Source organism: Cupriavidus nantongensis, from assembly GCF_001598055.1.
Taxonomy (GTDB): domain Bacteria; phylum Pseudomonadota; class Gammaproteobacteria; order Burkholderiales; family Burkholderiaceae; genus Cupriavidus; species Cupriavidus nantongensis.
Genome location: NZ_CP014845.1, coordinates 2,033,847 through 2,049,145, shown reverse-complemented (window position 1 = coordinate 2,049,145; position 15,299 = coordinate 2,033,847). Strand labels below are relative to the sequence as shown.

General features: G+C 70.6%; 14 protein-coding genes. 3 read left to right on the top strand and 11 right to left on the bottom strand.

Annotated features, from left to right (window positions below; translation table 11 throughout):
- Positions 1 to 47 precede the first annotated feature (47 nt).
- Complete coding sequence (locus tag A2G96_RS30075; RefSeq protein ID WP_062803768.1) at positions 48 to 1,508, top strand: alpha/beta hydrolase family protein; 1,461 nt, start codon at positions 48 to 50, stop codon at positions 1,506 to 1,508.
- Between the two features lie 99 nt (positions 1,509 to 1,607).
- Complete coding sequence (locus A2G96_RS30070; RefSeq protein ID WP_062803767.1) at positions 1,608 to 2,225, top strand: DUF938 domain-containing protein; 618 nt, start codon at positions 1,608 to 1,610, stop codon at positions 2,223 to 2,225.
- 25 nt (positions 2,226 to 2,250) lie between these two features.
- On the opposite strand, the gene A2G96_RS30065 is transcribed toward A2G96_RS30070, so the two are convergent.
- On the bottom strand, positions 2,251 to 3,015 hold the full coding sequence (locus A2G96_RS30065; RefSeq protein ID WP_062803766.1) for a sulfite exporter TauE/SafE family protein: 765 nt from the start codon (positions 3,013 to 3,015) through the stop codon (positions 2,251 to 2,253).
- Positions 3,016 to 3,197: 182 nt separating this feature from the next.
- On the opposite strand from A2G96_RS30065, the gene cysK reads away from it, so the two are divergent.
- The gene (gene cysK, locus A2G96_RS30060; protein WP_062803765.1) at positions 3,198 to 4,115 is read left to right on the top strand and encodes a cysteine synthase A; all 918 of its coding nucleotides are present in this window, start codon (positions 3,198 to 3,200) and stop codon (positions 4,113 to 4,115) included.
- A 35-nt stretch (positions 4,116 to 4,150) separates the two neighbouring features.
- Here the strand turns inward: cysK and A2G96_RS30055 are convergent, their stop codons facing one another.
- From A2G96_RS30055 to fliF, 10 genes are all read right to left on the bottom strand, one after another.
- Positions 4,151 to 5,287 carry a BamA/TamA family outer membrane protein gene (locus tag A2G96_RS30055; protein WP_062803764.1) on the bottom strand — a complete coding sequence of 379 codons (1,137 nt, stop codon included), beginning with the start codon at positions 5,285 to 5,287 and terminating at the stop codon, positions 4,151 to 4,153.
- 13 nt (positions 5,288 to 5,300) lie between these two features.
- Positions 5,301 to 6,401: a hypothetical protein gene (locus A2G96_RS30050; protein ID WP_231909702.1), complete on the bottom strand. Its 1,101-nt coding sequence runs from the start codon at positions 6,399 to 6,401 to the stop codon at positions 5,301 to 5,303.
- 155 nt (positions 6,402 to 6,556) lie between these two features.
- A complete protein-coding gene (locus A2G96_RS30045; RefSeq protein ID WP_062803763.1) occupies positions 6,557 to 7,045 on the bottom strand; it encodes a GFA family protein in 489 nt (162 codons plus the stop codon).
- A gap of 80 nt (positions 7,046 to 7,125) precedes the next feature.
- Positions 7,126 to 7,788 carry a DNA oxidative demethylase AlkB gene (gene alkB / locus A2G96_RS30040; protein WP_062803762.1) on the bottom strand — a complete coding sequence of 221 codons (663 nt, stop codon included), beginning with the start codon at positions 7,786 to 7,788 and terminating at the stop codon, positions 7,126 to 7,128.
- 337 nt (positions 7,789 to 8,125) lie between these two features.
- Positions 8,126 to 9,559 carry a flagellar hook-length control protein FliK gene (locus A2G96_RS30035; protein ID WP_062803761.1) on the bottom strand — a complete coding sequence of 478 codons (1,434 nt, stop codon included), beginning with the start codon at positions 9,557 to 9,559 and terminating at the stop codon, positions 8,126 to 8,128.
- A 72-nt stretch (positions 9,560 to 9,631) separates the two neighbouring features.
- Positions 9,632 to 10,090 carry a flagellar export protein FliJ gene (fliJ, locus tag A2G96_RS30030; protein ID WP_062803760.1) on the bottom strand — a complete coding sequence of 153 codons (459 nt, stop codon included), beginning with the start codon at positions 10,088 to 10,090 and terminating at the stop codon, positions 9,632 to 9,634.
- The gene (fliI, locus tag A2G96_RS30025; protein ID WP_062803759.1) at positions 10,056 to 11,534 is read right to left on the bottom strand and encodes a flagellar protein export ATPase FliI; all 1,479 of its coding nucleotides are present in this window, start codon (positions 11,532 to 11,534) and stop codon (positions 10,056 to 10,058) included. Before fliI ends, fliJ begins: the two co-directional genes overlap by 35 nt.
- Positions 11,527 to 12,339, bottom strand: a complete 813-nt coding sequence (fliH, locus tag A2G96_RS30020) for a flagellar assembly protein FliH (RefSeq protein WP_082819153.1) — start codon at positions 12,337 to 12,339, stop codon at positions 11,527 to 11,529. Before fliH ends, fliI begins: the two co-directional genes overlap by 8 nt.
- A complete protein-coding gene (gene fliG / locus A2G96_RS30015; protein WP_062803757.1) occupies positions 12,326 to 13,336 on the bottom strand; it encodes a flagellar motor switch protein FliG in 1,011 nt (336 codons plus the stop codon). Before fliG ends, fliH begins: the two co-directional genes overlap by 14 nt.
- Positions 13,323 to 15,044 (bottom strand): flagellar basal-body MS-ring/collar protein FliF, encoded by a 1,722-nt coding sequence (gene fliF, locus A2G96_RS30010; RefSeq protein ID WP_062803756.1) that lies wholly within the window; start codon positions 15,042 to 15,044, stop codon positions 13,323 to 13,325. Before fliF ends, fliG begins: the two co-directional genes overlap by 14 nt.
- Positions 15,045 to 15,299 lie beyond the last annotated feature (255 nt).

Below are 15,299 nucleotides of genomic sequence, written 5' to 3'. Positions count from 1 at the left end.
GCCATCCGCCCAGGACAACAAGATCCGCATAACAAAGGAGACCAGGCATGAAACGAGCTGTCGGGAAAGCCGCGATGCTGTGCCTCGCCGCCACGCTGCTGTACGGCTGCGGCGGCGATGACGATGAGCCGGCGCAGAGCCCGCCGCCGCAGGCCGAAGAAAAGCGCCCGCAGGACGACCGCACCTTCACCATGGATGCCGCCACGCTGCCGTTCGCGGCGCTGGCCGGCGCACCAGAGGCCGACCGCTGGTGGGGCGTGCAGGATGGCGCCGGCTACCGCATCGAGGTGCCGAAGAACTGGAACGGCCGGCTGGTGATGTATGCCCACGGCTATGCCGGCACCGGCGCGGCCTTGTCGGTGACGCTTCCCAGCATCCGCCGGCACCTGCTCGCCAACGGCTACGCCTGGGCCGCGTCCAGCTATGCCAAGAATTACTATGACGTGCGCGCCGGCCTGGAAGACACCAATGCGCTGGCGCTGGCCTTCACGCGCATTGCCGCGCAGAACGGGCGCACGCTGGCGGCGCCGTCGCGCCTCTATATCATCGGCCATTCGATGGGCGGCCATATCTCGGCCGCGGCGGTCGATGAAGAGAACATCCAGGCCGCCAACCACAAGGTGCGCTACCACGGCGCGGTGCCGATGTGCGGCGTGCTCGGCGATACCGAGCTGTTCAACTACTTCGGCGCCTACCAGACCGCCGCGCAGCAGCTGGCCGGCTATCCGGTGACGGCGTGGCCGGCGGCCAACTGGGCGCAGATCGCGCCGGCGGTGCGCGCGGCGCTGTTCACCACCTACCCCGGCCAGACCACGGCGCAGGGCGATACCCTGAAGGCGATCGTGCGCAACCTGACCGGCGGGCAGCGGCCGCTGTTCGACTGGGGCTTCGGCGGCCCGGGCGCGCAGGGGCTGCAGGACGCGGTGTGGAGCACCTTCGGCCAGGATGGCTCGGTCAACGGCATCCTGACGCAGAACGTGGTCAACACCACCGGCATCACCTTCCAGTTCGACAACGACCCGGCGCAGTCGGTGGCGGAGCAGTCGTTCAACGCGGGCATTTTCCGCGTGACCGGCAGCGCCGAGGCCAACCGCGCGCGCAGCGACGGCCTGCGCTGGATCCCCAGGGCCAATGCGCGCATCGGCGTGCCGGTGGTGACGCTGCATACGCTGGGCGACATGTACGTGCCGTTCAGCATGGAGCAGATCTACAAGCGCCGCGCCGATGCCAACGGCACCGCGCAATGGCTGGTGCAGCGCGCCATCCGCGGCGTCAGCCATTGCGACTTCACCGTGGCCGAACAGGCCCGGGCCTTCGACGACATGGTCAACTGGGAACAGAACGGCGTGAAGCCGGCCGGCGATGAGGTGCTGGACGCCGCCACCGTGGCCAACCCGGCCTACGGCTGCAAGTTCACCGACAACACGCTGGCGAGCGGCGACGAAAGCCAGACCACGGCGGCGCTGCGGCCGTCGGTGGCGCAGGCATTCCCGTGTGCGCCGGGTTGATCCGCTGATGGGCCGATTAGGAAGGAAGGCGCGCGGCGCGGTCCGCGCGCCAATTCTGCTACGCTAGGCGCTTCCCCCACGCCCGCTGAGCCTGCCACCATGACCGGCCCGACCCACGACCCCGACGCGCGCCGCATGGCGCCCGCCACCGAGCGCAACCGCGAGCCCATCCTCGCGGTGCTGCGCCAGGTACTGCCAGCCAGCGGCACGGTGCTGGAAATCGCCAGCGGCACCGGCCAGCACGCGGTGCACTTCGCCGCGGCGCTGCCCGGCATCACCTGGCAGCCCAGCGATCCGGACGCCGCCGCGCGCGCGTCGATCGCGGCCTGGACCGCGCATGCGGGCCTGGCCAATGTGCGTGCACCGCTGGCGCTGGATGTCTGCCAGCAGCCGTGGGGCATCGACGCCGCGGCTGCGGTGGTCTGCATCAACATGATCCATATCGCCCCGTGGGCCGCGGCCGAGGCGCTGTTCGCGGGTGCCGGCAAGCTGCTGGGGCCTGGCGGCGTGCTGTTCCTGTACGGCCCTTACCGCCGCGGCGGCGCGCACACCGCGCCCAGCAACGCCGCCTTCGACGCGCAGCTGCGCGCGACCGACCCCGACTGGGGCGTGCGCGACATGGAGGCCGTGGTCGCGCTGGGCGCGGCGCAGGGCCTGCGCTGCGACGAGCCGGTGCCGATGCCGGCCAACAACTTCTGCCTGGTGCTGCGCAAGTAGGGCGCCGCGCGCGATATTCGCAGGCTCAGCCGCGCACCAGCATCACCACCGCGGTGGCGATCAGGCACACCGCAAACAATGCGCGCAGGCGGCGCTCGGGCATCTGGTGCGCCAGCGCCACGCCCCACGAGATGGTCAGCATGCCGCCCAGCGACAGCGGAATGCCGCTGGCCCAGTCGACCTGTCCGGCATGGGCATAGGTGGCCAGCGCCACCACCGCGCCGGGCGTCACCAGCGCCAGCGCCAGGCCCTGTGCCGCGGCCTGGCGCAGCCCGAACAGGCCGACCAGCGCCGGCGCGGCGACCACGCCGCCGCCCACGCTGAAGAAGCCGGAGAACAAGCCACCGATCACGCCCACCAACGGGATCCAGCGCGCCGAAACCCGCGCCTGCGGCGCCGTCACCGCGCGCCCCGGCAGCAGCCGCCACAGGAAGTACAGCGCCATGCCGATCATGAACAGCGCGAAGATCCGCCGCAGCAGCTGCGCATCCATCGCGGTGGCCGCGCGCGCCGACAGCCACGTTGCCAGCACCGCCGACAAGCCCAGCACCACCGCCGTGCGCAGCGCAATGTCGGCACGCTTGCGATATTGCCAGAAGCCGATCAGCACGTTGGGCGCGATCATCACCAGCGCGGTGCCCTGCGCCAGCTGCTGGTCCATGCCGAACAGCAGCCCCAGCGCCGGGATCGCGATCAGCCCGCCGCCGATGCCGAACAGCCCGCCCACCGCGCCGAGCAAGCCACCAAGTCCGAAGATCAGCAGGGAGGACAACAGCAGATGGTCAGGCATCGGTGCAAGGGGGCAATGCGGGGATTTGAGGCCGGATTCCGGAGAAAGCGGGGGCAAGGCGCGGCGGCCTCAATCATACGCGAGCGCCCCCGCCGCCGCTTTGCACTAGAATCGGCGGGGTCATTCGACCCTGCGTTGCGCGGCCCCGGGCCCGCTGCATCGCAACCGCCACGGAGAACACGATGAAGGTCCAGAACATCCTGCAGACGATCGGCAATACCCCGCATATCCGCATCAACCGGCTGTTCGGCAACGGCCACGAGGTCTGGATCAAGTCCGAACGCAGCAACCCCGGCGCTTCGATCAAGGACCGCATCGCGCTGGCGATGGTGGAAGATGCCGAACGCCGCGGCGTGCTCAAGCCCGGCGGCACCATCATCGAGCCGACCTCGGGCAACACCGGCATCGGCCTGGCGATGGTGGCCGCGGTCAAGGGCTACAAGCTGGTGCTGGTGATGCCGGACAGCATGTCGGTCGAGCGCCGCCGCCTGATGCTGGCCTATGGCGCCACCTTCGACCTGACCCCGCGCGAGAAGGGCATGAAGGGCGCGATCGCGCGCGCCGAGGAACTGGTCGCCGCCACCCCGGGCGCGTGGATGCCGCAGCAGTTCGAAAACCCGGCCAACGCCGACGTGCATGCGCGCACCACCGCGCAGGAAATCCTGAACGATTTCCCCGAGGGGCTCGACGCGCTGATCACCGGCGTCGGCACCGGCGGCCACCTGACCGGCTGCGCGCGGGTGCTGAAGGACAAATGGCCGCAGCTGAAGGTGTTCGGGGTCGAGCCGGTGGCCTCGCCGGTGATTTCCGGCGGCGCGCCGGCGCCGCACCCGATCCAGGGCATCGGCGCGGGCTTTATCCCGAAGAACCTCGACACCGCGCTGCTCGACGGCGTGATCCAGGTCGACGCCGAGCCCGCGCGCGAGATGGCGCGCCGCTGCGCGCGCGAGGAAGGCATCCTGGTCGGGATCTCGTCGGGCGCCACGCTGGCGGCGATCGCGCAGAAGCTGCCGGACCTGCCGGCCAACGCGCGCGTGCTGGGCTTCAACTACGACACGGGCGAGCGCTACCTGACGGTCGAGGGCTTCCTGCCCGCGTAACAGCAGCGTCGCGACGAGCGCCCGGCCCGGGGCGCTCAGAATGCTTCGTTGATCTGGAAGTAGACCCCGCGCGTGCTGCGGCCGAAGCCCGCATCGAGCCGCACGTTGACGCGCGGCTTGAACTCGAAGCGGTAGCCGATGCCGGCGTTCGGCAGCCAGTGCGCCGACGCCAGCTCGCCGGGCTTGGGCGCGATCGCGCCGGTGCCGGCCCAGAACACCATGCCCTGCCGGCCGGCGATATGCAGCCGGTATTCCACCTGCGCCATGACCACGTTGCGGTCGCGGTACTGCCCCAGGAAGTAGCCGCGCATGCGCTTGTTATCGCCCAGCTGCGACAGCATGTTCCATGGCACGTCGCCCCAGCTGAAGCGGCCGTACACGTCGAAGGCCAGCACATCGCGCTCGCGCAGCCGGTGGTAGCGGTCATAGGACCATTCCAGCGTCTCGAAATCGGTATTGCTGCCGAGCGCGCGCCGGTACACCGCGGCGTTGGCGACCAGCGCCTGGCCGGAATACGGGTTGGGCAGGAAGTCGCGCGTGTCGTACGAGAAATGCGCGGTCACGCCCGCGCTGAACACATGCGGTCCGTTGGGATCGGCGGCCAGCGCGCTGGCCGCGCCGCGCTGCAGGCTGTTGGCGTCGTCGTTCTGCACCGAGAAGCCGGCGCCGACATAGGTGTTGGGCCGCACCCGCATCAGCATGCGCGGCTGCAGGAAGAACTCGCGCCGGGTATAGGCTTCCTTGTTGGCATCGTTGCTGGCGCGGTCGTAGCCGATGCCCCAATACGAGGTCGGCATGTTGAGCACCGCACCGGTAACGACGAAACGATAGCTGTCGTCGGCAAAGAAGGTGGTGTTGTCCACGCCCAGGCCGACCGCGCCGCGCGTGGTGACGAAGCCGTGCAGGTTGAGCGTCGACACCTGCGTGTCGGCCTGCGCATTGGGTGGCCGGTACAGCCCGATCGCCGCCATGCCGATGCCCAGTCCCATCTCCGGGTTGTAGAACGGCCCCGGCAGCACGCCCCAGTCCATGCCGTGGCTCAGGTCCACCTGGCTGGACGCGCCCAGCCGCGTCAACAGCCGGTCCATCCAGCCGGGCTGGTCGGCGTGCGCCGGCGCGGCGGCGCACAGCAGGGCGAGGGTGGCGGCAAGGCGGCGGGGCAACGCGGGCATGGTCGGGGCAGCGTCAGAAGCGGAGGAAGCCGGTCGCGATCACGTTGTTGCGGTTGTAGCCGTAGCCGACTTCCACCAGCAGCCCCACGTACTTGTTGACGGTCCAGTTCATGCCCACCGAGCCGCTCCAGGCGCCCGCCACCTTTTCATCGATCTGGTAGTTCAGCCGCCGGGTCTGGTCGCTGCCCGGCACCGGCACGTCGAAATGGCCGGTGATGCTGGCGTGGGTGCGGAACCAGGTCGCGCCCACATAGGGCGTGAGCACGCCGAAGCGGCCCAGCCGGAAATTCCAGCCCACGCGCGGGCCGATATTGAGCGACTTTACCGGGGTGTCCGACATGGAGATATCGGACACGGTGAACGTCACCGGCAGCGAGAAGAACAGGTCGCCGTAGGCGCCCACCAGCGTAAAGCCCGCGCCGTAGGAATGCCCGCTGTAGCTGGCGTGCTGCGTCGGCAGCCGGATGGGTTTGGCGCAATCCGGCCGCGGCCGGCGCCCGCCGCAGCCCACGTCGATGCCGAAGAAGCGCTCCAGCTCGGTCAGCGACGAGAAGCTGATGCCGATATCGCCGCTGCCGCGCACCGTGCCGAGCATGCCGTAGACGTTCATGAACGGAAACAGCCATGCGCCGACCTGCACCTGGTTCGAGGTATTGTGGATACGCGACTGGTCGAAGCGCACGAAGTCCGCGCTGCGCAGCGGCGCGCTGCCCGCCGAGATGCTCAGCCCGCTCAACTGGTAGCGCTGGTGGCCATCGAAATACGAATAGCCGATGTCATAGGGATTGGGCAGGTCATAGCCCTTGTCGATCACGCGCTGCGCAAAGAACGGCAGGGCGCGGTCCCATTGGCGCGGGGCCGCGGCGGCTTCGCCGGTATCCGGTTGCGCGGGCGGTCCGACATAGCCGCGGTAGGGGCCGGCCGAACTGCTGCCGCTCGGCATCGCGCTGGTGGTGGCCGCCGCTTCGCCGCCATTGCCGGCCACCCATGCCCGTGCGGCTATCGGCGTGCACGCCAGCGCTGCCAGCAGCACCGCGGTTCCCATGGCGCGAGGCCAGCGTGCGGCGAACCCGGTGTGGCGTTGCGTGGCGGCCGTGGCGGCGGCTGGCGGCATGGCTCTCCCCTGGCTGTTCTGTATGGTTGTCGCCAGAAGATACTGGCGCGCGCCGCACGAGGCAATGCGCGCGGCGGCCAAACCGTTGCAATGGCCGCGTCGGCAAGAAAGACTAAGATCTCCCGCCGAAAACGTTCATATCGCGCGCGCCCGCCTCAGCGCGACAGCAGGCCGTGCCGCTTGTGCCAGTCGGCCAGCGATTCCTCTGGCCATGTGTCGCAGCGCACATGGCCCTTGCCGCGCGGCACGTCGACCCACGGCGCGACGGAATCCAGCGAGGCCTCCACCACCTCGGGCGGGCGCGGTAGCGGCGTATCGATGGCCGACGCGTGCGGATACAGCATCTCTGGCCAGCGCGGGTCCCACAGCCACAGCGCGCTGCCGCACTTCACGCAGAAGTGCCGCTGCGCGGGCGAGCGCCGCGCACGCTTGCCGGGCTCGCGCAACACGGCGTGATAGACGCCCAGGTGCTTGCGCCCGCGCACGCGCAGCGTGGCGGCATCGCCGCCGATGTTGATGGCATAGCCGCCACCGCCCGCCGTCTTGCGGCAGATCGAGCAATGGCAATGCATGTAAGGGCAGGGCGAATCGGACTCGAGCGAGAAGTGGACCGCGCCGCAATGGCAGGAGCCGTCGAGATGCATGGGAAGGACCTTTGCACGGTGGCGTTCGGGACAGTCCATTGACTGTAGAAAACCCCCGCCAAAGTGCCAAGGCCGGGCGCCTACCGCGCCTTGCGGAACGTCAGGTTGATGCGCAGCGGCCCCAGCAGCGGATGATCGCCATCGGCCAGCGGCGCCACGCCGTGGAACGCCAGCCGCGACGGCCCGCCCCACACCACCACGTCGCCATGCGCCAGCCGTACGCGCTGCGGCTTGTCGGCACGGCGCATGCCGCCGAACAGGAACACCGCCGGCAGCCCCAGCGACACCGAAACGATGGGCGCGGAGAAATCGCGCTCGTCGCGGTCCTGGTGCAGCGACAGGCGGGTGCCCGGCACATAGCGGTTGATCAGGCAGGCATCCGGTGCAAAGCCGGCAAAGCCCGCCTGCGCCGCCGCGCTGGCGGCCAGCTCGCGGAAACTCGCGGGCATCTCGGGCCACGCCTGTCCGCTCAGCGGATCGACCGCGTCATAGCGATAGCCGCGCGCGTCGGAGACCCAGCCGCACGCGCCGCAGTTGGTCATCGCCACCGACATCTTCAGCCCGCCGGGGGTGACCATGTGCCGCCAGGGGGCCAGGGCCAGGATGGCTTGCACATCGGCGAGCAGCACTTCGGCATTGGCCCGCGCCGCGCCGCGCAGCACGACGGCGCCGTCGGCGAGGGGTTCGATGACGGGGGTGGCGGAAGGGGCACCGTCGAGGCCGTCAAAAAGATCAAAGGTCATGGGCTGTAGGCGGCAACGCATGCCGCGGGAATCCCATGCATTGTCCTACTTACCTGTCTTGATTGCAGCCAGCATTTCGCACGTCGTGGCTGCCGTGGAAGTCAGCACACTGTGTACTCCCTCTCCCGCTTGCGGGAGAGGGGAGCAAACCAGAGGTATGACGAAGCACCACAGGCCTTTCAAACACCAGTTGTGTACTCCCTCTCCCGCTTGCGGGAGAGGGCCGGGGTGAGGGCCAGAGCCTCAACGAAGTAACGCGCGTCGCTATTGCCAGCGCCCGCCCTCACCCCCGCCCCTCTCCCGCTGCGGGCGAGGGGAGCAAGCCGGCAGCGCGCCCTTACGCGAAGGTATCAATCTCTCCCTGTGCCAGCACACGCGCCGGCCGGCCCATTGCGCTGCCCGCCGGCCCCGGCTCAACCGCCGCCACGGCAGTGCCCCCAAAGCCAGCTTGTCCGCGCCCATGCCCCGGCGCCTGCTGTTGCTGACCGTTGCCATTGCCGGCCTGGCTGGCAAAGCCATCGCCGACCGAGGTGTGGCCCAGCTGGATGCCGTTTTCCGACAGCGCGGTGCGCAGGTGCGGCAGCGCGGCTTCGACCGCGGCGCGCACGGCCTGGTGGGGCGAGACGAATTGCGCCTGGGCCTGGTCGTTGACCACGTTGAGCACCACCTTCAGCGGCCCCAGGTCAGGCGGGTTCAGCTGCAGTTCGGCGCTTTGCTGGCCTTGCGTGCCCAGGCGGATCATCTGCTGGCTTAGCGCCTGCGGCCACTGGCTGTCGTACAGCGGCGGGGCGACCACGGGGCGGCTGGCGGCAGTGGCGGCAGCGGCGGCAGCGGCCGGCGTGGGTTGTCCGGCCAGCGTGGCGGCCACGGCAGGGGTGCTGTCGGGCGTCGCCGCGGTGGTCTCGCCGGTGCGCGCGGCAGCTTGCGCGGCGGCGAACTGGCCGGCTGCGGGCCGGGCATCCGGCGCGGCAGGATTGGCGGCGAGCGGATCGGCACGATGCTGGCCGAGGCCGCTGTCGGGGCGATGGCCCGATCCGCCCGTGGAGGCGCCGGTGTCGTGGCCCGGCAGCTCCGCCTGGCGCAGCGCCAATGCGTCGCCCGCAGCGGCCGGGGTCGCGCTGGATTTTGCATCGGTGCCGGCGCCGCCGGGCTGCAGCGCGGCGCGTTGCGAGGCGATGGTGGCCAGCGTGTCGGCGACCGACGGCTGTGCCGGTCGCGCTTCGGCGGTGACCGCCTGCAACGGGTCCGGCAATGCGGTGCCGTCAGCAGCGCCTGCCGTGGTGCCGGTTTCGGCCTGGGCTTGCGCGGTGGTGTTCGGCACGGTGGTGCCGCCTAGCGCCGCCTGCAAGGCCGCGGCACTGGCGGTGTCGGCCATGCCGGCGACAGCGGCGCCTGCCGCGCCGGCTGGCGCGCTTGCTGGGTTCGCCGGAGCGGCGGCGGGAAGGATCAGCGCCAATGCGGCTGCCGCGGCGGTGGCGGCATCGGTCGGCGTTGCTGCCGTGGCGTCTTCCTGGTCGTGCTCCTTCTCTCCGGCAGAGGCCTTCTTGCCGGTGGCGGCGGTGTGTTGCGGCTTGCCGGCGGCTGCCTGTGCCGCAGGCTTGTCGTGCGCGACCGTCTCTTTGGCGGCAGGCGCCGGTGCGGCGGCCTTGTGGCTGTCGCGGGCCTGCGAGAGCGCGTCGCGGAAGCCATTGGTGGCGGCATCGGCGCTGGCGCGCCGCGCGCCTTCCACCGCGTTGGCGGCGCTGCTGACAATCTGGCTGATATCGATCATGGGAATTCGCTACGGTGTGGCCCGGCGGGTGGTTGCCGCGCGGGCATCGTTCAGGCTTCGCTCAGGCTTCGCTCAGGCTTCGCTCAGGCGGCTGGCCGCGGTGCGGGCCAGGCGGGCGGCGTATTCGTCGTTGGCGCGCTGCTCGCGGCGCGCGGCCACCTGTTCCTGCTTCGCTTCCGCGCGTGCGATCAGCGTGTCGAACGAGTTCAGGCGGCGCTTCTGGTGCTGCCAGCGGTTGCGGCCGGCCAGCAGGTCGGCCTCGGCCTTGGCCAGGGCCGCGCCCTGCTGGCGGATGGCCTGGTCCAGCGAATCGAGGAAGCGCGAGAAATCCTGCCAGCGGCTGGAAGTCATACCCTGCGCCGCCACCACCTGCATGCGCTCGCGGTATTCCTGGCGGTATTGCGTGAGCTGGTTGAGCTGCAGCTCCGCCTGCGTGCGCAGGCCCTGCAGCCGGCCGAGCTCGCGCGCGGCGGCGTCGGTGTCGGTCTGGGCCAGGTCAGCCAGCGTGTTGAGCGGTGAATGCTTGAGCATGTTCACTCCTGTCGAAGAGGCTGTGCAGTGCGGCGATGGCGTCGGCGTAGCCGGCGCGCTCGTGGATATCCTGCTGCAGGAAGGCTTCCATGCGCGGATGCAGCTGGATCGCCAGGTCCAGTTCCGGGTCGTTGCCCGGCACGTAGGCGCCCACGCTGATCAGGTCGCGGTTGCGCTGGTAGCGCGACATCAGCTGCTTGAAGCGGCGCACCGAGCCGAACTGCTCGTGCGGGATCAGCGCGGTCATGGCGCGGCTGATCGAGGCCTCGACGTCGATGGCCGGATAGTGGCCGGCTTCGGCCAGGCTGCGCGACAGCACGATATGGCCGTCGAGGATGGCGCGCGCGGAATCGGCGATCGGGTCCTGCTGGTCGTCGCCTTCGGTCAGCACGGTGTAGAACGCGGTGATCGAGCCGCCGCCCTCGGGGCCGTTGCCGGTGCGCTCGACCAGCGTCGGCAGCTTGGCGAAGACCGACGGCGGATAGCCCTTGGTGGCGGGAGGCTCGCCGATCGCCAGCGCGATCTCGCGCTGGGCCATGGCATAGCGCGTCAGCGAATCCATGATCAGCAGCACATGCTGGCCCTGGTCGCGGAAATACTCGGCCAGCCGCGTGGCATAGGCGGCGCCCTGCATGCGCAGCAGCGGCGAGCAGTCAGCCGGCGCGGCCACCACCACCGAGCGGCGGCGGCCCTCCGGCCCGAGGATGTTCTCGATGAACTCCTTCACCTCGCGGCCGCGTTCGCCGATCAGGCCGACCACGATCACGTCGGCGCTGGTGTAGCGCGCCATCATGCCCAGCAGCACGCTCTTGCCCACGCCCGAGCCCGCGAACAGGCCCATGCGCTGGCCGCGGCCGACCGTCAGCATGCCGTTGATGGCGCGCACGCCGGTGTCGAGCACGGTTTCGATCGGGGCCCGCATCAGCGGGTTGATCTGCTCGCCGGCCAGCGGCACTTCCATCGCCGCGGCCAGCGGGCCGAGCCCGTCCAGCGGGCGGCCCGCCGCATCCAGCACGCGGCCCAGCAAGCCCGCGCCGACCGGCAGGCGCTTGGAGCCCGGCTCGCGCGGCGCGGTGGTGCCGGCCGGTTGCGGTGACGGTTCCAGCGGGTAGACGCGCGCACCGGGCAGCAGCCCGACCACGTCGGACTGGGGCATCAGGTAAAGGCGGTCGGCGCCAAAGCCGACCACTTCGGCTTCGGCGGTGCGCGGGGCGTTGCTGTCGGTGCTGAACTGCCCGGCTGGCAGCTCGATCAGGCAATCGCTGCCCACCGGCAGGCGCAGGCCCACGGCCTCCAGCACCAGCCCGGCGGCGCGCGTCAGCCGGCCGCAGCTGCGCTTGCTGTCGAGCCCGGCGATGCCGGCCGCGGCGCCGTTGAGCGCGCCGATCCAGCGTTGCGTGTGGGCGTGCGCGCCGTCGTGGTGGTCCTGCGCGGTATCAGGCATGCGGCGGCTCCCACGGGTCGTCGCGGCCCAGCGCCCGCACCACGCGGGTCCAGCGCGTGGGCAGCGTGGCGTCGCGCTCGCCGCTGGCGGCGCTGGCGATGCAGCCGCCGCGCGCCACCGACGGATCGGCGCGCACGGTCCAGCCGGCGGCGGCCAGTTCGCCTTGCAGGTGGGTCTCCACCAGCGCCACGTCGTCGGGGTGCAGCTGCAGGCTGGGCGATCCGGACAGCGCCGGTTCGCTCGTCAGCAGCTCGCGCACCGCCGGCAGCAGCGCCGCGGCGTCCTGCGCCAGCGTCGTGCGCACCAGCTGGCGCGCCACGTCCAGCGCCAGCGACACCAGCGCGTGCGCGACCGCGTCGTCGACATTGCTCAGTGCGCTGCGGAAATTGCCGGCCAGCGCCTGCAGCTGCGCGGCCTCGTTGCGGGCGGCTTCCAGTCCGCGCGCATAGCCTTCGCGATGGCCGTCGCCATAGCCCTGGGTCTGGCCCTGGGTGTAGCCCTGGGCGTAGCCTTCCTTGCGCGCGCCTTCGCGCATCGCGTCGAGCGCGGCGAAGTCGATCGGCGGCGGCGCGGGTTCGGCCGGCACGGCGGCCAGCGTTTCCAGCGGCTCGGCATGCCGGGGATCGAGCGAGCCCATCTGCCAGCGCTGCCAGCCGGCCGCGCCGCCCCGCGCGCGGCGCGGCGGCTCGAACGGCGCGAAGCCGCCGGCGCCGGCGGCACCGTGGCCGCCGAGGGACGAGAGCGGGTCCGCGCCCAGGGCGCGGCGCCCGGCCCCGCGCTCGGGGTCTGCTTCAGACATAGGCATCGTCGCCTCCGCCGATCTGCACTTCGCCCGCATCCGCCAGGCGTCTTACCACCTGCAGGATGGCCTTCTGCTCGGCCTCGACCTGCGACACGCGCACCGGTCCCAGCGCGTCCAGGTCCTCGCGCAGCATCTCGCCGGCGCGGGTGGACATGTTGCGGATGAACTTGTCGCGCAGCTCCTGCGGCGCGCCCTTGAGCGCGACGATCAGCGACTCGGTGGCGATTTCCTTGAGCACGCGCTGGATGCCGCGGTCGTCGACCTCGAGCAGGTTCTCGAACAGGAACATCTCGTCGATGATCTTCTGCGCCAGGTCGCCGTCGTGCAGGCGCACGCCATCGATCACGGCCTCTTCGTGCGCGGTGCTCATCAGGTTGATGATCTCGGCCGCGGTGCGCACCCCGCCCATGCGGCTGCGCTTCAGGCTCTGGCCCGCCAGCAGCTTGGTCAGCACGTCGGTCAGTTCCTGCAGCGCGCCCGGCTGCACGCCGCCGAAGGTGGCAATGCGCAGGATCACGTCGTTGCGCAGGCGGTCGGTGAACAGCCCCAGCACCTCGGACGACTTCTGGCGGTCCAGGTGGATCAGGATGGTGGCGATGATCTGCGGGTGCTCGTCGCGGATCAGCTCGGCGATCGCGGTGGCATCCATCCAGTTGAGCGAGTCGATGCCGCCGCCCGGATCGCGCGACTCCAGGATGTCCTCGATCACCGACTGCGCGCGCTCCTCGCCCAGCGCCTTGTTCAGCACGCTGCGGATAAACGCGCTGGAGTCGACGTTCAGCGCCAGGTACTGCTCGGTCTCGGCGCGGAACTCGCCCAGCACCTCGGCCATCTCCTCGCGGGTGACCGAACTGAGCGTGGCCATGGCCGAGCCCAGCTCCTGCACTTCGCGCTGCGACAGGTGCTTGAACACCTCGGCCGCGGCATCCTCGCCGATCGCCATCATCAGCACCGCGCTCTTCTGCAGGCCGGATTCAGAGATGCCCTTAGCGGTTGTCATTGCTAATCCAGTTCTTGATCACGCTGGCGACCAGGCGGGGGTCGCGCTGGGCGGCGTCGCGCACCAGCGCGAGGTCGCTTTCATACTTGGCGGCAAGCCGCAGGATTTCCGGATTGGCCGGCTCTTCCGGCGGCAGCAGCACCGCCTCGGTCTCGTCCTTGGGCTCGGGCGCCGGCAGCGGCGGCGCGGTGTAGCGGCGCAGGATCGGCCGCGCCACCTTGAACCACACGAACAGCGCCAGCAGTGCCAGCAGCAGGTAGCCGGCCAGGCTCTTGCCCAGTGCAATCATGTCGGGCTGCTTCCACAGCGGCAGTTCGGGCTCGGCCTTCTCGCGCTCGGCGGTGAAGGGGCTGTTGACCACGTTGATCGAGTCGCCGCGCTCGGCCGAGAACCCCATCGCTTCCTTGGTCAGGTTCTGGATCTGCGCCAGCAGCGCCGGCGGCAGCGGCTCGGCGACAAGCTTGCCCTTGGCATCGGCCTGCTGGCGGTAGTTGACCACCACCGCCACCGACAGCCGGCGCACGCCGCCCGGCGCCTGCTGCACATGGCGCACCGAGCGGTCCAGCTCATAGTTGACGGTGGAATCGCGGCGGTTGCTGCTCGGTCCGCTGGACGCGGCGGTGGTCGCGCCCTGCGCGGCCTGGCCGGCCTGGCCGGCCTGGCCGGGCTGACCTGCGGCAGGGGCCCCGGCCTGAGCCGGGGCCTGGCCCGCGCGCGGAGTCTGCGGCGTGGTCACCGGTGCCGCGGCGGCGGCGGGCGGCTGGTTCGACAGCGCGCCGGGCACGCCGCCCGGCGGCGTTACGCCCTGCTGGGTCGATTCGCTGGTCTGCTGGCTGCGGATCGCGGTGCGGGTCGGGTCCTGGTTGGGCTTGTAGCTTTCGTCGGTGTGCTCGACGATGGAGAAGTCCACGTCGGCGGTGACCTGCGCGCGTACGTTGTCCTTGCCGACGATCGGCGTCAGGATCGCTTCGATGCGCTTCAGGTAGTTCTGCTCCAGCGCCTGCACGTACTTGAGCTGGGTGGCGTCGAGCATGCGCTCGTTGCCGGTGTTCGACAGCAGGTTGCCGTGCTGGTCGACGATCGAGATCGACTTGGGCGTCAGCTCCGGCACGCTCGACGACACCAGGTGGCTGATCGCCGCGACCTGGCCTTCATCGATGGCGCGGCCCGGGTACAGCTGCAGCACGATCGAGGCGGTCGGCTTCTGGCGCTCGCGCACGAACAGCGTCGGCTTGGGAATGGCCAGGTGCACGCGCGCGGACTGCACCGCGGCGATCGACTCGATCGAGCGCGCCAGCTCGCCTTCCAGCCCGCGCTGGTAGTTGACCTGCTCGGCAAACTGGCTGATGCCGAACTTCTGGTTGTCCATCAGCTCCATGCCGGCGTTGCCGCTCTTGGGCAGGCCCTGCGAGGCCAGCCGCAGGCGCGTCTCGTGCACCTTCTCGGCCGGCACCATCACCGCGCCGCCGCCTTCGGCGAACTTGTACGGCACGTTCATCTGCTGCAGCGACTGCAGCACCGCGCCGCCGTCACGCTCGGACAGGTTGCTGTACAGCACCTTATAGTCCGGGCCGCGCGACCACAGCACGCCCACCGCAATCGCGGCGGCCAGCGCCGCGCCGCCCAGCATCAGCGGCAGCTTCGGGTTGGCCTTCAGGCGCTCCAGCATTTCGGCGGGACGCCCCGGCAGTGCCACTGCCGCGGTCATGCGCGTGCTCCGGATCCGGCGCGGCCAGGCGCGCGACGGCACCCGCGCTGCGGATCGCCCTGGTCGTCGGCCCGGCTCGCGGCACGGCCAGCCGTGCGGCTCACATTGCGCTGCAGAGAAAACACGCGTACTCCCGAATCGATGGTTGTCTGTGGATCGGCCAGCCCCGGCGCGAGGCAGGCACCACGGCCGGCGCCATGGCCCGCGCTTTTGCGGCACGGTGGCAATGATCGGCCAGACTTGAGGGCGACAATC